This window comes from Streptomyces sp. NBC_01261, from assembly GCF_036226385.1.
In the GTDB taxonomy this organism is placed as follows: Bacteria; Actinomycetota; Actinomycetes; order Streptomycetales; family Streptomycetaceae; genus Streptomyces.
This window is the reverse complement of the sequence record NZ_CP108463.1, coordinates 9772625-9792179: the sequence shown is the minus strand read 5'-3', so window position 1 is coordinate 9792179 and position 19555 is coordinate 9772625. Positions and strand designations below refer to the sequence as shown.

The window sequence follows — 19555 nt, the reverse complement described above, 5'->3', positions numbered from 1 at the left end:
GCTCACTTGCGACCCGGGGTCCAGTTCATGCCCCACCCATAGACGCGGTCCACGGTTCGTTGCGGGCTCACCCCGCGGTCGGGGACGAGGTAGCGCACCTCTCGCTGGACGACGAGATCGCCCCCGGTGTTGGTGATCAGGGCGAGCGCGCACACCGTGGAGGGCACCGTGCACTCGTCGAGCGAGAAGTCGATCGCGGCGCCGTGCTGCGGCTGCAGGGTGACCGTGGCGTGCAGGTCGGCGAAGGAACGGGCGCCTTCGTAGATGGTCACGAAGACCAGGATGCGCCGGAAGTCCTTGATGTGGTCGAGGTTCACGGTGAGGTTCTCGCCGCTCGCCGACGCGCCGGTGCGGTCGTCGCCGTCGAGGTGGATGTACGGGGGCCGCTGCAGGGAGCCGTACGCGTTGCCGAGGGCCTGGACGACGCCCTTGCGGCCGTCGGCGAGTTCGTACAGGGCGCACAGGTCGAGATCGAGGTCCGCGTGCATCGCGACCGCCCGGCCGCGCTTGCTGCCCCAGCCCGAGAACTGCTTGCGCACCTCCCAGTTGAGGTTCACGCGCATGGCGCCCGAGGTGCCGCCCTGCTTGGTCAGGGAGACCGAGGGGGCCGATTTGGTGAGTGTCACCTTGGTGAGCCGCACCGGGGCCGCCGAAGGGGCAGGGCTCACCGGAGGCGCGACCGGCGGAGGAGGCATGGTCACGGGCGGCTGGACCGGCGGCGGCAGATTCACGGGCGGCCCGGAGGGCGGCGCCATGTTCACCGGTGGCCCGGCCGGCGGCGGCATGGTCGCGGCCGGTGCCGTCTGCTGCGGCTCGTCCACGGTGATGCCGAAGTCGGTCGCCAGGCCTCCGAGTCCGCTGTCGTAGCCCTGGCCCACGGCCCGGAACTTCCAGGCGCCCTGGCGGCGGTAGAACTCGCCGAGCACGAAGGCGGTCTCGACCGTCGCGCCCGTGCTGTCGAAGCGGGCGACCGCGGTGTTCTGTACGGCGTCCCGGACCTCGATGTACAGGTCGGGGACCCGGCCGAACGTTCCGCCGTCGGTGGAGGCGGCGAGGACGATGCGGTCGACGGCGGGCTCCACGCGCGCGAGGTCGACGAGCAGGCTGTCGGTCACCTTCCCGCCGGCGTTGCCCTTGCCCTCGTGGCGCACCGCGCCGGAGGAGTGCGCCGGCTGGTTGTAGAACACGAAGTCGCCGTCGGAACGGACCTTCCCGTCGACCAGCAGCAGCGCCGAGGCGTCCGCGTCCGGCACGCCGGGTCCGGACCGCCAGCCCAATTCGACGCGCAGTGCCGTCGTCGGCACCGAAACATTCGATCCCTTCGGCATCGACATGTCTGCCCCCATATCACGTGTCACCGTGCCAGGACACGCCCCGGCAGCCCATCGGGTGTCTACCCGCACAACCTATTCCCCGGGGCGGCGAACGCCCATGAGGGGCGCGTCAACATCGTCGGCCAACCGCTGGTAACCCGCCGGGAACTAGGCTTTTACCCGATCCGAACACGAGTCGGTGCCCTTTTTTGGCAAGTTCGCTCGCATTGGGGATCCCGAGGCACCCCCGACACGGAAAACAACCCTCTAATCGGTCTCCCCAACCAGCACATCGTGGGCTTAACTTATGTGCCATGACCTCCCCCCGCTCCACTTATGGCGGCGGCTACTACTCCGCCTCCTTCCCGGACACCCCGATCTACGACTCCCTCGTGGCCGAGCGTGGTACCCCGCAGATCGCCCCGATCCGGGTCCCCGCCGCCTACGACATGCCGGGGAGCAACCTGCCGGCGCTGCCGTCTGCACTGCCCGCGCTGCCGGCGGGTCCCTCGCAGAACTACGGCTATCCGCAGGCTCAGCAGCCCGCCCCGCTGCAGCAGGCGCCCGCCGCCTACATCCCGCAGCAGGCCCCGCCGCGCGGTTACCCCGGGCAGCAGCAACAGCAGCCGCGCCCGATGGCGGCTCCGGCCGGCTACGAGGCGATGCGTCCGGCGGCTCCCCGCCCGGCCCCGGCTCCGTACCAGCAGGACCCGTACAACAACCAGCAGCAGTACCGCGGTTACTGATCCGCACCCTGCGTTGTCGGTGCCACCTGGCACGATGGAGCGATGGGGAATGCGGAGCTGCGGTCGATCCACGTTCATCCGGTCAAGGCGCTCCGGGGCTTCTCGCCCCGGGAGGCTCTCGTGGAGCCTTGGGGACTGGCCGGGGACCGACGCTGGGTGCTGATCGACGACGGGGGAAAGGTCGTCACGCAACGCGAGCACCCGCGTCTCGCACTGGCCGCCGCCGAGCTTCTGCCCGGCGGCGGTGTTCGTCTGTCCGCGCCCGGCCGTGACCCGCTGACCGTGCCCGTTCCGGAGCCGGTCACCACCGTGGCGATGGAGATCTTCGGTACCAAGGTCGACGCGGTGCCGGGGCCGGACGCCGCGCACGTCTGGTGCGGCGACTACCTGGGCTTCCGCGTACGTCTGGTGCACATGGACGATCCCGCGACGCGCAGACCCGTCGACCCGGGCTACGCCCTTCCCGGCGAGACCGTCGGTTTCGCCGACGGCTATCCGCTGCTGCTGACCTCCGAGTCCTCCCTGGACGCCCTCAACTCCCTTGTCGCGCGAGGGGATCACCCGGCCGAGGGGCCGCTGCCCATGAACCGGTTCCGGCCCAATGTGGTCGTGGCGGGCACCGCCGCCTGGGCCGAGGACGACTGGTCGGGCGTCACGATCGGCGAGGTCGCCTTCCGGGTCGCGAAGAAGTGCGGGCGCTGCGTCGTGACCACCACCGACCAGGGCACCGCCGAGCGCGGCAAAGAGCCGCTGCGCACCCTGGCCCGGCACCGCCGTATCGGCGGCAAGCTCGTCTTCGGGCAGAACCTGGTGCCCCGCTCGACCGGCACGATCCGCGTCGGCGATCCGGTCCGGATTCTCACGTAGGCGGAGTTCCGCCCGGAGCGCACGAGGTTCCGCCGAAGAGCGCGCGAGGCGGGAACCCTCCCCGTGGGCCCGGTCGTTGAGATCCCGTGAGAAGTTCATGAGAGTCCCGCGGAGAGGTGATTTCGCTCTCTCTTTGCCCGGGCTCTTGGGTGAACGGCCACGCCTGGAGTTATCACGGAGCGGGAAGGGGGTGCGGGACGGTGGGAGCAATCAAGGGCGTGTGGCGTTGGCGCCACAATCCCCTGCGTCGCGCGACCGATCTGGTCGAGGCCTGGCTGGCCCTCGTGGTCCTGCTGCTGGTGCTGGTCGCCGCACCCGTGATCGGTTCGCTCGTCGGCGCGGTCGCGCAGGACAGCCTGCAGCGGTCGGTGCGGGAGCAGCGCGCGGGCCGGCACGTCGTGACGGCGACGGTGGTCAAGAAGCTGAAGGGGGCCGAGCTCGACCCCGACCCCGACTCGTCCACCGCGCGGGACATCCGCAGCAAGGTCCTCGCCGACTGGACCGCCCCGGACGGCACCACCCACCACGGCGCGGTCATGGCGAGCCTCAACACCCCGCACGCGGGCGACCACTTCAGGCTCTGGACGGACCAGCAGGGACACATAGTGGCCCGCCCGCTGGACTCGGCCACGGCGACGACGCACGCCGTGCTCGCCGGGCTCGGCGCGGCACTGCTGACGGCCGGGCTCGTCGACAGCGGCAGACGGTTCGTGCTGTGGCGCATGATCCGCCGCAGGTACGCCCGTTGGGACCGGGCGTGGGAGCGGGCGGGCCCGGACTGGGGCCGGACCGGCACCGGCAGCTGACAGCCTTCCGGCTCTGGTCAACCCACCGCCCGCCCGCACGCTACGGTGGACCGGCGAAGGCTTCGGCATCAACCCGCGTACCACGAGGTGGGGGCACAGCAGCGCCATGGCACAGGGCACGGTCCAGGTGACGCACACCGGTACATCGCGGTGGCGGCGCCGCACAGGTGAGTACGCGTCGCTCGCCGCCGCCCTGGAGGCCGCGGCCGAGGGCGACGTACTGACCGTCGCTCCCGGCACCTACCGGGAGAACCTCGTCGTGCAGCGGTCGGTGACCCTGCGCGGCCCCGAGGGTTCGCCCGGCTCGGTGCGCATCGCGCCTCTGGACGGTGTGCCGTTGACGGTCCGTGCCTCGGCGATCGTCCAGGACCTGCATGTCGAGGGCCAGGACTCGGCCGCGCCCGCGCTCCTTGTCGAGGACGGCGCACCGGAGTTGACGGACCTTCGGATCGTCACCCGCTCCGCGTCCGGCATCGAGGTGCGCGGCGGTGCCCGCCCCACGGTGCGGCGCTGCACGGTCGACAACCCCGCCGGCATCGGGATCGCCGTACTCGACGGCGGTGGCGGGGTGTTCGAGGAGTGCGAGGTCGTCTCGGCCGGGCAGGCGGGCGTCGCGGTCCGCGGCGGCGGCCATCCGCGTCTGGAGCGCTGCCGTATCCACCACGCGTCGGGGGTGGGTCTGTCGGCGACGGGTGAGAACTCCTCGCTGGAGGCGGTGGGTTGTGAGGTCTACGAGACGCGGGGCAGCGGCGTCCAGATCACCGGCCGCGCCACCGCGCACCTCACCGACTGCGATGTGCACCGTACGACCGCGGACGGCGTCACGCTCGACACCGACGCGGTGCTGACGCTGGCCGACTGCCGCATCCACGACATCCCGGAGAACGCGGTCGACCTCCGTTCCCGTTCGGTGCTCACGCTGACCCGGACGACGGTGCGTCAGTTCGGGCGCAACGGACTGTCGGTGTGGGACCCGGGCACGCGCGTGGACGCCAACCAGTGCGAGATCTTCGACAGCACCGGCGACTACCCGGCGGTGTGGGTCAGCGACGGCGCGACCGCGGTCCTCGACTCCTGCCGCGTGCACGACGTACCGGACGCGCTGTTCGTGCTCGACCGCGGCTCGCGCGCGGATGTCGTCGACAGCGACATCTCCCAAGTGCGCAACACGGCCGTGTCGGTGAGCGACGGCGCCACCGCGCAGCTCGACGACTGCCGGATCCGGGACGCGGCCACGGGCGCGTGGTTCCGCGACCACGGCAGCGGTGGCACCCTCAACAACTGCACCGTGGACGCCACCCAGACCGGCGTGATCGTCACCAAGGGCGCCGACCCCACCATCGAGCGCTGCACGGTCGACTCCCCGGCCGAGGCGGGCTTCTACGTCTCGGCGGGCGGCCGGGGCACCTTCCTGGGCTGCCGCGTGACGGGCAGCGGCGGCTACGGCTTCCATGTGATCGACGGTTGTCGTACGACGCTGAAGAAGTGCCGTACGGAGCGGTGCGCGCGCGGTGGTTACGAGTTCGCGGACGCCGGTCCGGACGCGGGACCGGGCACGGGACCCGTCGTCGAGGACTGCACCAGCGACGAGAGCGGCCTCAAGCCGCCCACCACGCACGAGACGGCCGTGGAGACGGCGAGCCAGTCGACCAGCGTGCTGGGCGCGATCCCCACCCAGCGCGCGGCCGAGCAGGACCCGGTGATCACCGCGACGGACCCGGAGAAGGAGTCCCGCTCCTCCAAGGACGTCCTCGGCGAACTCGACGCGCTGGTCGGCCTGGACAGCGTCAAGCGCGAGGTGCGCGCCCTCACCGACATGATCGAGGTGGGCCGCCGCCGCCAGCAGGCCGGCCTCAAGGCGGCCTCCGTCAAACGGCACTTGGTCTTCACCGGCTCCCCCGGCACCGGCAAGACGACGGTCGCCCGGCTCTACGGCGAGATCCTCGCCTCCCTCGGAGTTCTGGAGAAGGGGCATCTCGTCGAGGTGTCACGCGTCGACCTGGTCGGCGAGCACATCGGCTCGACCGCGATCCGCACCCAGGAGGCCTTCGACAAGGCGCGCGGCGGAGTCCTGTTCATCGACGAGGCGTACGCCCTCTCTCCGGAGGACTCGGGACGCGACTTCGGTAAAGAAGCCATCGACACGCTCGTGAAGCTGATGGAGGACCACCGGGACGCGGTCGTGGTGATCGTCGCGGGTTACACGGCGGAGATGGAGCGGTTCCTGTCCGTCAACCCCGGTGTGGCGTCCCGTTTCTCACGGACCATCACCTTCAGCGACTACAACGCCGAGGAACTGCTCAGGATCGTCGAGCAGCAGGCCGAGGAGCACGAGTACCGGCTGGCGGAGGGCGCGTCCGAGGGGCTGACGAAGTACTTCACGGCGATCCCGAAGGGCGCCGCGTTCGGCAACGGCCGTACCGCGCGCCAGACCTTCGAGGCGATGGTGGAGCGGCACGCGAGCCGGGTCGCCCAGTTCGAGGAGCCGAGCACGGACGACCTGACCCTGCTCTACGCGGAGGACCTGCCCGAGCTGCCCTGAGGCGGCACCTCGGGCCGCAGCCGGGCCAGCAGCCGCTCGCGTTCCTCCGCGAACGCCGGGTCGGCCTGGTAGTCGGAGTGTCCGAGGATCGGCGCGGGCAGCGGATGCCGCGCCGTGCGGCCGTACTCCAGTGGGTCCTTGAGGGGTGGTTCGTGGTCGACCTCGGGGCCACAGTCACCGGACACGCGCACCGGGCCGCCGATGGGGTCGGTGAGCCGGTACAGATTGCGCCAGCAGTCGACCTCGCGGTGCAGCCGGGTCAGCGCGGCCGGTCCGAAGTGGGCCGGGAACCAGCGGCCGTAGAGGCGCTCCAGGGGTGAGCCGTAGGTGAGCAGGGCTACGCGTTTGCGTTGGGCGGGCTTGAGTTGCCAGGCCGCCGCCGCGGCGAGGACGCTGCCCTGGGAGTGGCCGGAGATGACGAGGCGGCCGCCGGTGGCGCGGGTCCAGGTGGCCATCCGCCAGGTCAGGTCGGGGACCGCGCGCTCGGCGTAGCAGGGCGGGGCGAAGGGGTGGGCGGCGCGCGGCCAGAAGGTGCCGACGTCCCACAGGATGCCGATCGTGCGCCGCGCGGAGGCGTCCTTGTAGGCGCGCCTGCCCCAGGTGACGAACAGTATGAAGCCGAGCCCGATCAGCCAGGAGCCGAGGCCCTGCGAGGTCTGGGCGGCACCGTGCACGAAGGCGTGGCCCTCCTCCCCGGCCCGTACCGGTGTCCTGTCGGTGGTGAAGGCGCCCACCAGCGCTCCGGCGCCCAGGAGCAGGGTCGCGGTGGAGATGACGGCGACAAGGAGCGGGCCGCGGTCGGTGAGCGCGGCCATCGCGCGCGTGCTCGCGATCCGGGCGGTGCGCGCCCGGTCCTTCCGCACGTCCGGATAGTCGAGCGCCACCGCGGCCAGTTCGCTACGGCGCAGCCGCCAGGTCCGGTGGCCGATTCCGGCACAGAGGACGAGGACGACGACGAGCAGCGTCGGGATCACGGACGCCTGCCAGGTGAGCAGGACGGGCGGGCCCGCGATGGACGTCGCGGTGCCGTCCAGCCAGTCGGAGACCCGCTGGGAGACCCCACCGGACATCACGCCGCCCAGGGCGCAGGCCAGCATCGCGACGGCCGGTCCGCCCAGGCCCCGCATCGCGGAGCGCGGGTCGGGGTGGGTGCGGTGCAGGAGATGGGCGACGCCGGCGAGGGCGATCACCAACAGCCCCTGGACCAGGGCGATTCCGCCGAAGGCGGTGTCTCCGGGCAGCCTCCCGGACGACTGCCACCCCGGGCGCGACCAGCCGGCGTAGAGGAGGCAGAGTGCGAGCAGGAGGAGGGCGCCGAGGGGCAGGCGGCGTACGAGACGGCGGTCGAGGGCCTGGTCGAGGCGGTTCTCGCTGCGGCCCCGGCGGCACACTACGTAGACCACGACGAACGCGAGGCCGGCGAGTGCGGTCTCCAGGAGTGCGCCGAGGCGGGCCAGTGGGTCGGAACCGTCGGGCCCCCGGTCGAAGCGGGCTGCCGAGACGGTCACGGCCGCGGCGACCGTGAGGAGGCCGGCCGCCGTGTGGGCGGCGCGCAGTCGGGCGACCAGGCGACGGCCGTACCAGAAGCCGGGGCGGCTCAGGGAGCTGCGGTCGGTCTCGTCGTCCGGCTCGGGGCAGCGGTTCATCGGCTGCTGGGACTCGTACTCGCTCCAGGTGCGGCGCGAGAGGTACCAGAGGAGGACGGTGAGCACGGTCGGCACCAGGGCGGCGAGCGCGAGGCGGCGGCCGGGGCGGCTCCACCAGCTGTCGTGGGACATCGCGGGCGACAGGAAGCCCAGCCAGGTGTGTTGTTCGGCGCACGCGCGCGTGCCGGCGCACTGCCAGGCGGCGAGGTCGAGGGCGACCTCGCAGGCGGCGGCGACGAGCAGCACGGTCAGGGTCAGTCCCGCGAGCCGCACGAGGAGGCCGTAGAAGCGGACCGTCCGTTTCCGGTCGCGGGCGGTGGGGCGCATCCAGTGCGCGAGGTTGACGACCATGAACGGCAGTAGCAACAGCCACAGGGCGCGGGTGCCGTTGCCCGAGGTGAGGTTGCACCAGACGTAGGCCTCGCGGATCGGTCCGGTGCGCTGGTCGGCGGGCCGGGACTCGGCGTCCACGTCGGCGGCGCGCCGGAAGACGGCCGCCGTGTCGTCGCCGGTGATCCGCACCGTGCGCGGATCGCCGAGCATCCCCTCCGGTGTGGTGCCGCCGACTCCGTGGACCAGGAGTTCCAGGGCGGGCTCGGTCTGATCGGACCGTCCGGCGAGGCTCTTCGGCTCGCTCGTGACGGCGTGTTCCTGTACACGCTCCACTGTTCGCACATCCCCCGTGACGCACTGTCCGTCTGTGTCCGTGTGCACTCCAGGATCGTCCTTTCCGGCGCGTCGCACACGCCCCGTCACCGAATCTCCCCCGATCGATGTGACACGCGAGGGACGGAGGATGACCGAATGACATGTGCGCGTCGGGACAGGCGGTGGCGCGGTGCTTGCGGGGGCGTGCGAGGATTGGGGCGTCCGCGCACCGCCGCCGGGAAGAATGTCCTGGTCGGGACGGGCGCGCGGGCAGTCTGACGGGTTGCGGCGAAAGGACCGGGGCGTACGTGAGTGAGAATCAGAACCTCCTCGCGGAGCAGCGGCGCGCCCTGATCCTCGACGAGGTCCGGCGCCGCGGTGGCGTCCGCGTCAACGAACTGACCCGCAAGCTCGGCGTGTCGGACATGACCGTCCGCCGCGATCTCGACGCGCTGGCCCGTCAGGGCGTCCTGGAGAAGGTGCACGGCGGAGCGGTCCCGGTCGTCGAGGCGAGCACGCACGAGCCGGGCTTCGAGGCGAAGTCGGGGCTGGAGCTGACCGCCAAGGAGGACATCGCGCGGGCGGCGGCGGAGTTGGTGGCGCCGGGTACGGCGATCGCGCTCTCGGGCGGTACGACGACGTACGCGCTCGCCCATCACCTCCTTGAGGTCCCCGACCTCACCGTGGTCACCAACTCGGTACGGGTGGCTGACGTCTTCCACGCGGCGCAGCGGACCTCGGGGCAGCGGCAGGGCGCGGCGACGGTCGTCCTGACCGGTGGAGTGCGCACCCCCTCCGACTCGTTGGTGGGCCCGGTGGCCGACCAGGCGATCGCGGCGCTCCACTTCGACATGCTGTTCCTCGGTGTGCACGGCATATCGATAGAGGCCGGCCTGTCGACGCCGAACCTCGCGGAGGCCGAGACCAACCGGCGGCTCGTGCAGTCCGCGCGGCGGGTCGTGGTCGTCGCCGACCACACCAAGTGGGGGACGGTGGGGCTGAGTTCGTTCGCCGCGCTGGAGCAGGTCGACACGTTGGTGACGGACGCGGGGTTGCCGGCCGAGGCGCGCGCCGACATCTCTGAGCATCTGCGGCTCATGGTCGCGGGCGAAGACGTTGACGGGGCAGACATCTGACAGGGTGTCAGCTATCGTGACGTCGCCCCACTCCGGTCAACTTCCCTTACCTGTCAAGGGGGTTCACATCCATGGCCAACCAACTGCGGCCCGTCGGGCTCGACTTCATCGACACCGCTCCCGTTCGCCTGGTCTTCGCGCGGGAGATGGCGGCAGCCCCGGAAGCGGTCTTTCACGCCCTCAACGACGATGTGCCGGGGTGGGCGGAATGGTTCTCGGCCGTCACGAGTGCGCGGTCCGTCGACGACGGTGCGGGACGGGATGTTCGGCTCAGGGGTGGCGGGTACTTTCGCGAGACGGTGATCGCGGCGAAGGCCGCGGAGGTGTACGCGTATCGGGTAGACGTCACGAACGCGCCGGGTGCCCGCGCCATGGCCGAGGAGTGGCGGCTGAGTCCCGCGGGGAGTGGGACTCGGGTGCAGTGGACGTTCGCCGTGGACGGGACGGCGGTGTTCAAGGGAGCCGTGCGGGTGGCCAAGCCTGGGTTGGGGCGGGCGTTCAGAGGTGCGGTGACGGAGTTGGACCGGCGGTTGGCCCGCTAGGGGTTGCTCGGGAGTATGTCGTCTGCGGCGGCGTGGGGGGCTGGTCGCGCAGTTCCCCGCGCCCCTAGAAAAGTGCGCTGACCAACCGGCGCTCATCCAGCGCAGGTTGGCCGTACTCCCGTCAACTCAGCTTGGCCATACTCCCGTTGCCAGAAGCGAGGTGATCGCCTGGCTGTACGGGGTGATGTCCAAGCCCTGTTCCGTCAGCCAGGTGTCCGAGTAGTACTTGTCCAGGTAGCGGTCGCCCGGGTCGCACAACAGCGTTACCACACTGCCCTGTTGGCCGGTCGCGACCATCTCGGCGATGATTTTGAGCGCGCTCCAGAGGCCGGTGCCGGTGGAGCCGCCCGCCTTGCGGCCGATGGCTTGTTCCAGGGCTCTCACGGCGGCGACGCTGGCCGCGTCGGGGACCTTCATCATGCGGTCGATGGCGCCGGGGACGAAGCTCGGTTCCATACGGGGGCGGCCGATGCCCTCGATGCGGGAGCCGCAGTCGCGGGTGACGTCCGGATCGCCGGTGGTCCAGCCCTCGAAGAAACAGGAGTTCTCCGGGTCGGCGACACAGACACGGGTGTCGTGCTGCATGTAGTGGACGTAGCGCGCGAGGGTCGCCGAGGTGCCTCCGGTCCCGGCCGTCGCGACGATCCACGCGGGCTCCGGGAATCGCTCCAACTCCAGCTGGCGGAAGATGGATTCGGCGATGTTGTTGTTGCCGCGCCAGTCCGTGGCCCGCTCCGCGTAGGTGAACTGGTCCATGTAGTGGCCGCCGGTCTCCACCGCGAGGGTGGCCGACTCCTCGTACATCCTGCGCGGGTCGTCCACGAAGTGGCACTGCCCGCCGTGGAATTCGATCAGGCGGATCTTCTCCGCGCTGGTCGTGCGCGGCATGACCGCGATGAAGGGCACCCCGATCAGCTTGGCGAAGTACGCCTCGGAGACCGCCGTCGAACCGCTGGACGCCTCGATCACCGGGCGGGCGGGCCGGATCCAGCCATTGCAGAGGCCGTAGAGGAAGAGGGAGCGGGCGAGGCGGTGTTTGAGGCTGCCTGTGGGGTGGGTCGACTCGTCCTTCAGGTACAGGTCGATGCCCCAGCTCTCCGGGAGCGGGAAGCGGAGGAGGTGGGTGTCCGCCGAGCGGTTCGCGTCGGCCTGGACCTTGCGGACGGCTTCTTTCAGCCAGCTCCGGTAGGCGGCGTCGCTGCGGTCGACGTCGAGGGTGGCACCGGTCAGGGCCTGTGGGGTGGTGCTCACGGCGGGGCTCCTTACGCATTGCGCCGACGGCGCATCGCGCGGCCGACACCTCGATCATAAGCACCTTCCGCACGCTTCTCACCTGCATAAACATGCCTTTGAGCGGCTCAAAGGCGGCCCTGGGGGCAGAGCTTGCGCGGACTTGCTGTGCGCCGGCGACGGGTTTGCTACGGCTTTGCGATGCGTCGGCGACGGGGCTCGGGGGCGCACTCACGCGAGTGCTCCGGATACTTACCGTGACCGGGCGGTACGCACTGGTGCTCGACGGCCCAGGCGGGCAGACTGCACCGGAGCGGGACGAACGTCCTGAACGGGGGCGCACACTGGATCACCAGATGTCCTGGACCAAGGGGGCGGGGAAGCATGGCGGAGCCGGAGTTCACGGCCACGGGCGTGCGGATCGGGAAGCGGCTGCGTTCGCTGACCCGGGCCGGACAGGTCCGGATCAACGACGGCAGGCTTGAGTTGCTCACCAGTTACGGCAGCGAGATCGACAGCGCGCCGGTACAGGCGGTGCGTGCGTCGAAACCCTGGTTCGCCCCCGAGGATCGGGCGCTGGCCGACCTGAACGGCAAGAGGTACCTGTTGACCCTCGGCGAACACGACCCCGCGCCCGGACAGCCGGGCCCTCCCGCCGCACGCCGGTTCATCGAGGCCGTGCGCAGGGCGGCGGGGCGGGGCGGCTGAGCCGCACGGCGGATTCTCCGTGCGGTGGAGTGGCCGTACGGTCGAGCCGTCATGCGGTGGAGTGGCCGGTCCGTGCCGTGGAGTGGTTCATCCATGCCGCGCGACGACTGTTCCACGCCATTGCCGTGCAGCGGCTGTTCCACGCCATTGAAGGGCAGTTGCCGGCCGCGAGTTGCGGGACCGCGGCCCCTGAGTCACTCTGGTCTCACGTCACTCTGGGTTTACCGGCGATAACGCTGCGAACCAGCCCGCCGGACACAACAGCAGGCGGCCGTTCTCCGACCACCTCGCTGGATCCGAACTCCGTGTTCTTCCGGACCTCAGTCGGGGAGTCGCAGCCGTGATCCGTCACCCAAGCAGGCACTGCGCGGTGGAGCTCCAAGCCCTGCCGTCGCGGATCGGCCAGGTCCGCAGAATCGTATCTGCGCAATTGCGCTACTGGCATCTGGATCCTCTGATAGACCGGGCCGCGCTCGGTGTCACAGAGCTCCTCACCAACGTCCACCGGCACGCCCAGCCCGACAAGACGTGCACCGTCGAGATCGAGCTGCTGCTGGACCAGCTCATGGTCTCGGTGCGCGACCACGATCCCCGGCTTCCGGTGGTCGGGAACATCGACGAGGTCTCTCCTACGGCCACTTGTGGGCGTGGGCTCGCGATGGTCGCCGCGGTGAGCGAGAACTGGGGTGTGCGCCCGGACGGCGAGTCCGGGAAGGTCGTGTGGTTCACGCTGACCGCACCCTCACCCGCCGCGGCCACGCCGGCTCGTCCGCCGCGCCGTACGACCGCGGAGAAGCCCGCGCACCGGTTCGTCACCGAGGTCGAGCTCCCGGTCGACGCCCACCGGCCCCAACACGCTCCCGCCCGGTCCGCCGTTGCCGGCTGATCGGGCGGTGATTCGTTACGGGTTGCGGGGGGGGGCGGCTGTCGGTAGCCGGGAGCCCGTGTCGAGAGCCCCACCGCGCTCGGCACTTCGTGCCTCCGCGCGCCGGGGCTCTCACCGTTTGTGCGGGTGGACGCCGTGAGTTGCTCCACCGATGTCGGATCACTCGGTGGCGATCGCCCTCAGTACGTCCAACCGGGCTGCCCGGCGTGCCGGGCGCAGGCCCGCGAGAGCACCCGCGGCGACCCCCACCAGGGCCACCACCACGAGCTGAACCGGTGGGAGCGCGAAGGCGAACGCGCTGTCGCTCGCGCCGTCCGAGGCCTTGACCAGGACCCAGCCGAGGAAGGCGCCCAGGGCGAGGCCGCCGAGCGTGCCGAAGGCGGCGACCAGGACCGACTCCCAGCGGACCATCGCCCGGAGTTGGGAACGGGTCTGGCCGACTGCCCTCAACAGGCCCAGTTCGCGGGTGCGTTCGTGGATCGCCAGGGTGAGGGTGTTGGCGATGCCCAGCAGCGCGATCAGGACCGCCAGGGCGAGCAGCGCGTAGACGAGGGTCAGCATCATGTCGATGCCGCCGGCCGAGGACTGCGCGTATTCGTGGCGGGTCTGGACCTGTGGGTTGCCGTAGTGGGTCGCGACCTGCTCGACCGCCGCCTTGCCCTCGGCCGTGCTCACGCCCTTCTTGAAGGAGACGGCGACCAGCGTGTCGGCGTCCTGGGTGCGGTGCGGGGCCCAGGCCGCGCGGGTGATGACGTAGTCGCCGGCGAGTTCGGACTCGCCGTAGACCGCGCGGACGGTGAAGGTCTGCTTCTTGCCGTCGGTGAAGGCGAGTTGGGCCTTGCTGCCGGTGGTGAGGTGTTGGCGGTCGGCCTCTGCCTTGGTGATGGCGATGCCATCGGTGCCGAGGGTGTTCAGGGAGCCGTGGACCGTGCCCAGGTCGAAGGTGCGGGCCAGGGCGATGGGGTCCGTGACGGTCAACGCCCTTCCCTTGCCGTCCACTTCGGCCACTCCTCGGCCCAGTCCCACTGCGGTGTCCACCTCGGGCAGCCTGCCGACGGCTCCGGCGAGTCGGGGGCTCAGGCCGCTGCCGCCCGCGCCGAAGGAGGGGGTACTGACGGCCACGTCACCGGCGAAGGACCGGGACACCGTCTGGTCCATCGTCGCCTTCAACGAGGCGCCGAACACGGTGAACAGGGACACCACGGCCACCCCGATCATCAGCGCGCTCGCGGTCGCGGCCGTACGGCGGGGGCTGCGCAGGGCGTTGCGCCGGGCCAGGCCGCCGGTGACACCGCGCAGGCGGCCGAGGGGGCTGCCCAGCACGCGCACCGCCGTGGAGGAGGCGACCGGGCCGAGGACCACGAAGGCGACCAGGGCGAGTACCGCCCCAAGTCCCGCCAGCAGCAAGGACGGTGAGATCAGTACGCCGGTAAGGGTGGCTCCCGTCGCGAAGGCGGCGAGGGCCATTCCGGTCACCGCCCGGACGCGGGACGCGCCCGACTGGTCCACGGCCGTCTCGCGCAGCGCCGCGAGGGGTGCGGTGCGGCCCGCTCGTACCGCCGGCATGAGTGCCGAGCCTAGGCAGACGATGATGCCGACCGCGAGTGGCAGCACCATGGAGAGCATCCGGATCACCAAGTCGCCCTCGGGAAACGGGAATCCGATGGCCGGGAACAGTGCCTTCAGTCCGGCCGCGATGCCGATGCCGCCCGCGAGTCCGGCGGCCGACGCGGTCACCGCGACGACGCTCGCCTCGGTGACGGTGGCCGCGGTGACCTGACGGCGGGAGGCGCCGAGTGCCCTCAACAGGGCGTTCTCGCGGGTGCGTTGCGCGATGACGATCGCGAAGGTGTTGTGGATGGAGAAGGTCGCGACCAGGAGGGCGATGCCGGAGAACACCAGGAGGAACGTGGTGAAGACGGTGAGGAACCGGGACGAGACCATGTCCGTGTTCTCCTGCGCCGACTTCTGACCCGTGATCGCCTCAACCCCCTTGGGCAGTAAGGAGGTCAGGCGGTCGACCAGCGCCTGCTGGCTGACACCCGGGCCTGCCCGTACCTGGATGGTCGCCGCCTCGCCCGGCTTCGCGGTGAGGTACTTCTCGGCGTCGGCCTGGGTCATGCCGGTGAACGTCACCTGCGCCATGCCGTCCTCGCCGCCGAAGGTCGCGAGGCCTACGATCGTCACCTTGACGGGGTCGGGTGTGCGCAGGGTCGTCGTGTCGCCGATCTTGAGGTGGCCCTTGTCGGCGGCACCCCGGTTGACGACAACCTCGCCCGACCTGGCCGGAGTTCGGCCTTCCGCGAGGCGGTACGGGTTGAGTTCGGGATCGGTGATCCAGTTGCCGGCGAGGGTGGGCGGGCCCTTGCCGCCGATGGCCTCGCCGTTGGCGCCGACGAGTTGGCCCGCGCCCTGGATGCTGGGGGCGGCGGCCGCGACGCCGGGGACCTGCTCGACGGCCTTCACCAGGGCCGTGCTCACCGGTTGCCGAACGCCCTGGCTCTCGCCCGGTGTTGTGATGGCGTCGGCGCTGCGGACCACCGCGTCCGTGCCGCTGGTCGCGTCGCCGAACATGGTGTCGAAGTTGGCGCGCAGGGTGTCGCCCATGACGAGGGTCCCGGCGAGGAAGGCGACTCCGAGGAACACGGCGAGGAACGTGCCGGCGAAGCGCCTTTTGTGGGCCCGCAGGGAGGACATGCTGAGGCGTACGGACGCGTTCACGACCTCACGTCCTCGAAGGCCTTCAGGCGGTCCAGGACCTTCTCCGCCGTGGGGTCCCGCATCCGGTCCACGAGGCGGCCGTCCGCGAGGAAGACGACCTCGTCGGCGTGGGCGGCGGCGACCGGGTCGTGGGTCACCATCACGACCGTGCGGTCCGTCTGCCGTACCGCGCGGCGGAGCAGTCCGAGGACCTCGCCGCCGGAGCGGGAGTCGAGGTTGCCGGTCGGCTCGTCGGCGAAGACGACCTCCGGCCGGCCCGCGAACGCCCTTGCCACGGCGACGCGTTGCTGCTGGCCGCCGGAGAGTTCCGAGGGGCGGTGGTGGAGCCGGTCGCGCAGGCCGACGACATCGACGAGCGCGTCGATCCACTCCTGGTCACCCCTGGCCCCGGAGAGGTCCAGGGGCAGGGTGATGTTCTCCGCGACGGTCAGCGTCGGCACCAGGTTGAACGCCTGGAAGACGAAGCCGACGCGGTCGCGGCGGAGCAGGGTGAGGCGTCGGTCGTCGAGCGGGCCGAGTTCCGTGTCGCCGATGTACGCGGCGCCCGAACTGAGTGTGTCGAGTCCGGCCGCGCAGTGCATCAGGGTGGATTTCCCGGAGCCCGAGGGGCCCATGATCGCGGTGAAGCGGCCGGCCGGGAAGTCGACGCTCACCCCGTCCAGGGCGCGTACGGCGGTGTCGCCGACGCCGTACACCTTGACGGCGTCGACGACCCGCGCGGCCGTGCGGGTGGTGGTCGCGGTGCTCATGCCGCGCCGCCTCCCTTTCCGGTGCGGCCGAACTGCTCGTCCAGGACGGACAGCCGGCGCCAGTACTCGTCCTCCTCGATCTCGCCGGAGGCGAAGCGACGGCCGAGGACGGCGAGCGGGGAGTCGCCGGTGGGGCGGGTGTCGGCCATCGCGCGCCACGGTCCGCCGCGCCCGACCCCCCGACCGCGCCAGACGGTGCGGCGCAGGACGGTCATCACGCCGACCACCATGGCCGCCCAGATCAACGGGAGGAACAGGATCCACGGGCCGGGCCCGCCGCCGTGCCAGTTCGCCAGAGTCTGCATGTCGATTCATCTCCAAGAGGTCCGGAGCCGCTCAGGCGGCTTCCTGTGAGTCCGGTGATGTACCGAGACTCGCTCCTGGGAGGGGTCCGGGTCGTCGTACGGCCAGCGGCAGTGTGCGTACCTCCCGGGGAGTACGCGGCGTCGTTCCGGCTGCTCCCGCCGTCCGTCGATAGTCTCTCGACTTCTGTACCTACTAGTATGTACAGTCCTGCCATGAGCACCCCGGAGCGTCTGATCGAGTCCACCCGCGAGCTGTTGTGGGAGCGCGGCTACGTCGGCACCAGCCCCAAGGCGATCCTGGAGCGCGCGAGTGCTGGGCAGGGCAGCATGTACCACCACTTCAAGGGCAAGCCGGAGCTGGCGCTGGCCGCGATCCGGCGGACGGCCGAGGAGTTGCTGGCCACCGCCGCGGGAGTACTGGAGGGGCCCGGCACGCCGTACGAGCGGATCGAGGCGTATCTGCGGCGCGAGCGCGATGTGTTGCGTGGGTGTCCGGTCGGGCGGCTGACGATGGATCCGGACGTGATCGCCAGCGCCGAGCTGCGCGAGCCGGTCGACGCGACGCTCGACGCGATCCGTGAGCGGCTCGCCGGGATCGTCGAAGAGGGCAAGGAGCAGGGGCAGTTCGGGCCGGAGCTGGACGGCGAGGAGATCGCCGCCACCATCCTCGCGACCGTGCAGGGCGGGTACGTCCTCGCCCGCGCGTCCGGGTCGCCGGCCGCCTTCGACGCCGGTGTCCGGGGGCTGCTCTCCCTTCTCTCACCCGTGTCTTACCGATAGGAGCCCAGGTACGTGCGGATCAGCAGGAAGCACCCCGACACACGGCAGGGCCCGGCGGAGAACTTCACCGGCACGGTGTGGCTCGACGAGATCGCCGCACCCCAACCGCCTTCCCGGATAAGGATGTTCAGCGTGCACTTCACGCCGGGCGCGCACACGGCGTGGCACACCCACCCGCACGGCCAGGTGCTGCACGTGACGGAAGGCGAGGGTCTCGTGCAGCGCAAGGGCGGTGCCGTCGAGCCGATCCGCGCGGGCGACACCGTGTGGATCGAACCGGACGAGTGGCACTGGCACGGCGCCGCACCGCGCACGTTCATGACGCATCTCGCGGTCGTCGAGGCCGCGGAGGACGGCACCACCGCCTGCTGGTACGAGCACGTCGACGCGGCCGACTACCCGGCCTGAGGGGGCACTTGATGCACGCGATGCAGTACGGACTCACCCTTCCCGGCGACTACGACATGGACATCGTCCGGAGCCGGGTCGCCCGGGTCGGGCATCTCCTCGACGACTGGGACGGGCTCGGTTTCAAGGCGTATCTCCTCCGTGAGCGCGGGGTGCACGGTTCGCCGGTCAACCAGTACGCGCCGTTCTATCTGTGGAACACGGTCGAGGGCATGAACCGCTTCCTCTGGGGCGGCGCCTTCCAAGGGCTCGTCAACGACTTCGGGCGACCGGAGGTGTCTCAGTGGACCGGCCTCGCCCACGAGGAGGGGGGCGCCGCGGGCTCACCGGTGGCCGTCGCAGTGCGGCGGCGCCAACGGATAGCTGAGGGCGGGGAGTTGGCCGCGGTCATGGAGGACGCGGTGGGCGAGACCCGGCGGCTGGCCGGTGAGGACGGCGCGGTGCTCGCGGCGGCGGCCGTCGACCCGCACAGCTGGGAGCTCGTCCACTTCTCGCTCTGGGACCACGAGTCGCCGAAGGCGGAGGGGGACGTGTTCCAGGTGCTGCACCTCTCGGCACCGGGGCGGGACGGGTTGCCTCGGGGGCGACAGTGGTAAGTGCCCTCGTCCGTACGGTACTTGGGGATGTGGACCCGCGGCTGTTGGGTCTGTGCGACGCGCACGACCATCTCTTCATCCGCAGCCCGCGACTTCCCGGCCAGGAGCTGGGCGACGCCTCGGCCGCGCGGGCCGAGTTGAACGCGTTCCGTTCCGTCGGCGGGGGCAGTGTCGTGCAGTGGACGCCGTACGGGATGGGGCGGCGGGTCGCCGATCTGCCGCCGCTGTCGCGGTCGACGGGGGTGCACGTGGTCTGCGCGACCGGGTTGCACCAAGCGGCGCACTACAGCCCGGAGTTGTTGGAGAGCCTGCGCGGCGGGCTGGCCGAGGTCTTCGTCTCCGAGCTGACGGAAGGCGTCGGTCCGTCCGGTGTCCGCGCCGGGCTCATCAAGGTCGCGGGCGGCTTTCACGGCCTCGACGCGCACGCCCGCTGGACGATGACCGCCGCGGCCGAGGCCCACCGCGCGACCGGCGCGCCGATCGCCGTCCACCTGGAGCTGGGCACGGGCGCCCTCGACGTACTCGACCTGCTGTGCGGCGAGTTGGGGGTCGAACCGCACCGGGTGATCCTCGGCCACCTCAACCGCTCCCCCGACCCGGTGGTCCAGCGACAGGCCGCCGACGCGGGCGCCTACCTGGCGTTCGACGGCCCGTCCCGCGCCAACCACGCCACGGACTGGCGGATGCCGGACGCGGTCCGGGCGCTGGCCGAGGCCGGCTTCGGAGACCGGCTGCTGCTCGGCGGCGACACGGTGGTCGCCGGGGCCCGCTCGGTGGACGGCGGTCCGGGGATGCCGTATCTGCTGCGACGGGTGGGGCCACGGCTCGCGGTGGAGCTGGGCGAGGAGTTGGTGGAGCGCGTTTTCAGGGAGAACCCCGCGCGTGCGTTTGCCATGGACTGCCCCTGAGGGAACGGGAAGTACAGC

Annotated in this window: 18 protein-coding genes; 12 read left to right on the top strand and 6 right to left on the bottom strand. The window is 71.1% G+C overall.

What is annotated here, in order from left to right; all coding sequences use genetic code 11:
- Positions 1–2 precede the first annotated feature (2 nt).
- A complete protein-coding gene (locus tag OG226_RS43520) occupies positions 3–1328 on the bottom strand; it encodes a TerD family protein (RefSeq protein WP_329353698.1) in 1326 nt (441 codons plus the stop codon).
- 299 nt (positions 1329–1627) lie between these two features.
- Between OG226_RS43520 and OG226_RS43515 the strand changes: the two genes are divergently transcribed.
- The 4 genes from OG226_RS43515 to OG226_RS43500 all read left to right on the top strand — a co-directional run bounded on the left by OG226_RS43515 (position 1628) and on the right by OG226_RS43500 (position 6274).
- Positions 1628–2059 carry a DUF6643 family protein gene (locus OG226_RS43515; protein WP_328685068.1) on the top strand — a complete coding sequence of 144 codons (432 nt, stop codon included), beginning with the start codon at positions 1628–1630 and terminating at the stop codon, positions 2057–2059.
- Positions 2060–2101: 42 nt separating this feature from the next.
- Positions 2102–2926, top strand: a complete 825-nt coding sequence (locus OG226_RS43510; RefSeq protein WP_329352167.1) for an MOSC domain-containing protein — start codon at positions 2102–2104, stop codon at positions 2924–2926.
- Between the two features lie 200 nt (positions 2927–3126).
- Positions 3127–3732 carry an Rv1733c family protein gene (locus OG226_RS43505; RefSeq protein WP_328685066.1) on the top strand — a complete coding sequence of 202 codons (606 nt, stop codon included), beginning with the start codon at positions 3127–3129 and terminating at the stop codon, positions 3730–3732.
- Positions 3733–3838: 106 nt separating this feature from the next.
- Complete coding sequence (locus OG226_RS43500; protein ID WP_329352166.1) at positions 3839–6274, top strand: right-handed parallel beta-helix repeat-containing protein; 2436 nt, start codon at positions 3839–3841, stop codon at positions 6272–6274.
- Here OG226_RS43500 and OG226_RS43495 read toward each other — a convergent pair.
- A complete protein-coding gene (locus OG226_RS43495) occupies positions 6244–8586 on the bottom strand; it encodes a hypothetical protein (protein WP_329352165.1) in 2343 nt (780 codons plus the stop codon). The genes OG226_RS43500 and OG226_RS43495 overlap by 31 nt on opposite strands.
- 290 nt (positions 8587–8876) lie before the next feature.
- Here OG226_RS43495 and OG226_RS43490 point away from each other — a divergent pair, with 290 nt between their 5' ends.
- The gene (locus OG226_RS43490; protein ID WP_328685063.1) at positions 8877–9704 is read left to right on the top strand and encodes a DeoR/GlpR family DNA-binding transcription regulator; all 828 of its coding nucleotides are present in this window, start codon (positions 8877–8879) and stop codon (positions 9702–9704) included.
- 71 nt (positions 9705–9775) lie between these two features.
- Positions 9776–10246, top strand: coding sequence for an SRPBCC family protein (locus OG226_RS43485; protein ID WP_328685062.1), 471 nt, complete (start codon positions 9776–9778; stop codon positions 10244–10246).
- Positions 10247–10372: 126 nt separating this feature from the next.
- Here OG226_RS43485 and OG226_RS43480 read toward each other — a convergent pair whose 3' ends face one another.
- A complete protein-coding gene (locus OG226_RS43480) occupies positions 10373–11497 on the bottom strand; it encodes a PLP-dependent cysteine synthase family protein (RefSeq protein ID WP_329352164.1) in 1125 nt (374 codons plus the stop codon).
- A 363-nt stretch (positions 11498–11860) separates the two neighbouring features.
- Between OG226_RS43480 and OG226_RS43475 the strand changes: the two genes are divergently transcribed.
- Positions 11861–12184 (top strand): hypothetical protein, encoded by a 324-nt coding sequence (locus tag OG226_RS43475; RefSeq protein WP_328685060.1) that lies wholly within the window; start codon positions 11861–11863, stop codon positions 12182–12184.
- 340 nt (positions 12185–12524) lie between these two features.
- Positions 12525–13070 carry an ATP-binding protein gene (locus OG226_RS43470; RefSeq protein WP_329352163.1) on the top strand — a complete coding sequence of 182 codons (546 nt, stop codon included), beginning with the start codon at positions 12525–12527 and terminating at the stop codon, positions 13068–13070.
- A gap of 159 nt (positions 13071–13229) precedes the next feature.
- Here OG226_RS43470 and OG226_RS43465 read toward each other — a convergent pair whose 3' ends face one another.
- The 3 genes from OG226_RS43465 to OG226_RS43455 are packed head-to-tail and all read right to left on the bottom strand — an operon-like array spanning position 13230 to position 16845.
- Positions 13230–15791 carry an ABC transporter permease gene (locus OG226_RS43465; RefSeq protein WP_329352162.1) on the bottom strand — a complete coding sequence of 854 codons (2562 nt, stop codon included), beginning with the start codon at positions 15789–15791 and terminating at the stop codon, positions 13230–13232.
- On the bottom strand, positions 15788–16540 hold the full coding sequence (locus OG226_RS43460; RefSeq protein ID WP_329352161.1) for an ABC transporter ATP-binding protein: 753 nt from the start codon (positions 16538–16540) through the stop codon (positions 15788–15790). Before OG226_RS43460 ends, OG226_RS43465 begins: the two co-directional genes overlap by 4 nt.
- Entirely contained in the window at positions 16537–16845 is a 309-nt protein-coding gene (locus tag OG226_RS43455; RefSeq protein WP_329352160.1) for an SHOCT domain-containing protein, read from the bottom strand. The genes OG226_RS43460 and OG226_RS43455 overlap by 4 nt, the downstream gene beginning before the upstream one ends.
- Positions 16846–17058: 213 nt before the next feature.
- Here OG226_RS43455 and OG226_RS43450 point away from each other — a divergent pair, with 213 nt between their 5' ends.
- From OG226_RS43450 to OG226_RS43435, 4 genes are read left to right on the top strand one after another with little or no spacing between them, the layout of a single operon-like run.
- On the top strand, positions 17059–17625 hold the full coding sequence (locus OG226_RS43450; protein ID WP_329352159.1) for a TetR/AcrR family transcriptional regulator: 567 nt from the start codon (positions 17059–17061) through the stop codon (positions 17623–17625).
- Between the two features lie 12 nt (positions 17626–17637).
- Positions 17638–18033, top strand: a complete 396-nt coding sequence (locus OG226_RS43445; protein WP_328685054.1) for a (R)-mandelonitrile lyase — start codon at positions 17638–17640, stop codon at positions 18031–18033.
- Positions 18034–18044: 11 nt separating this feature from the next.
- Positions 18045–18629 (top strand): DUF4865 family protein, encoded by a 585-nt coding sequence (locus OG226_RS43440; protein ID WP_329352158.1) that lies wholly within the window; start codon positions 18045–18047, stop codon positions 18627–18629.
- Positions 18623–19537, top strand: coding sequence for a phosphotriesterase family protein (locus tag OG226_RS43435; protein ID WP_329352157.1), 915 nt, complete (start codon positions 18623–18625; stop codon positions 19535–19537). Before OG226_RS43440 ends, OG226_RS43435 begins: the two co-directional genes overlap by 7 nt.
- Positions 19538–19555: the final 18 nt, after the last annotated feature.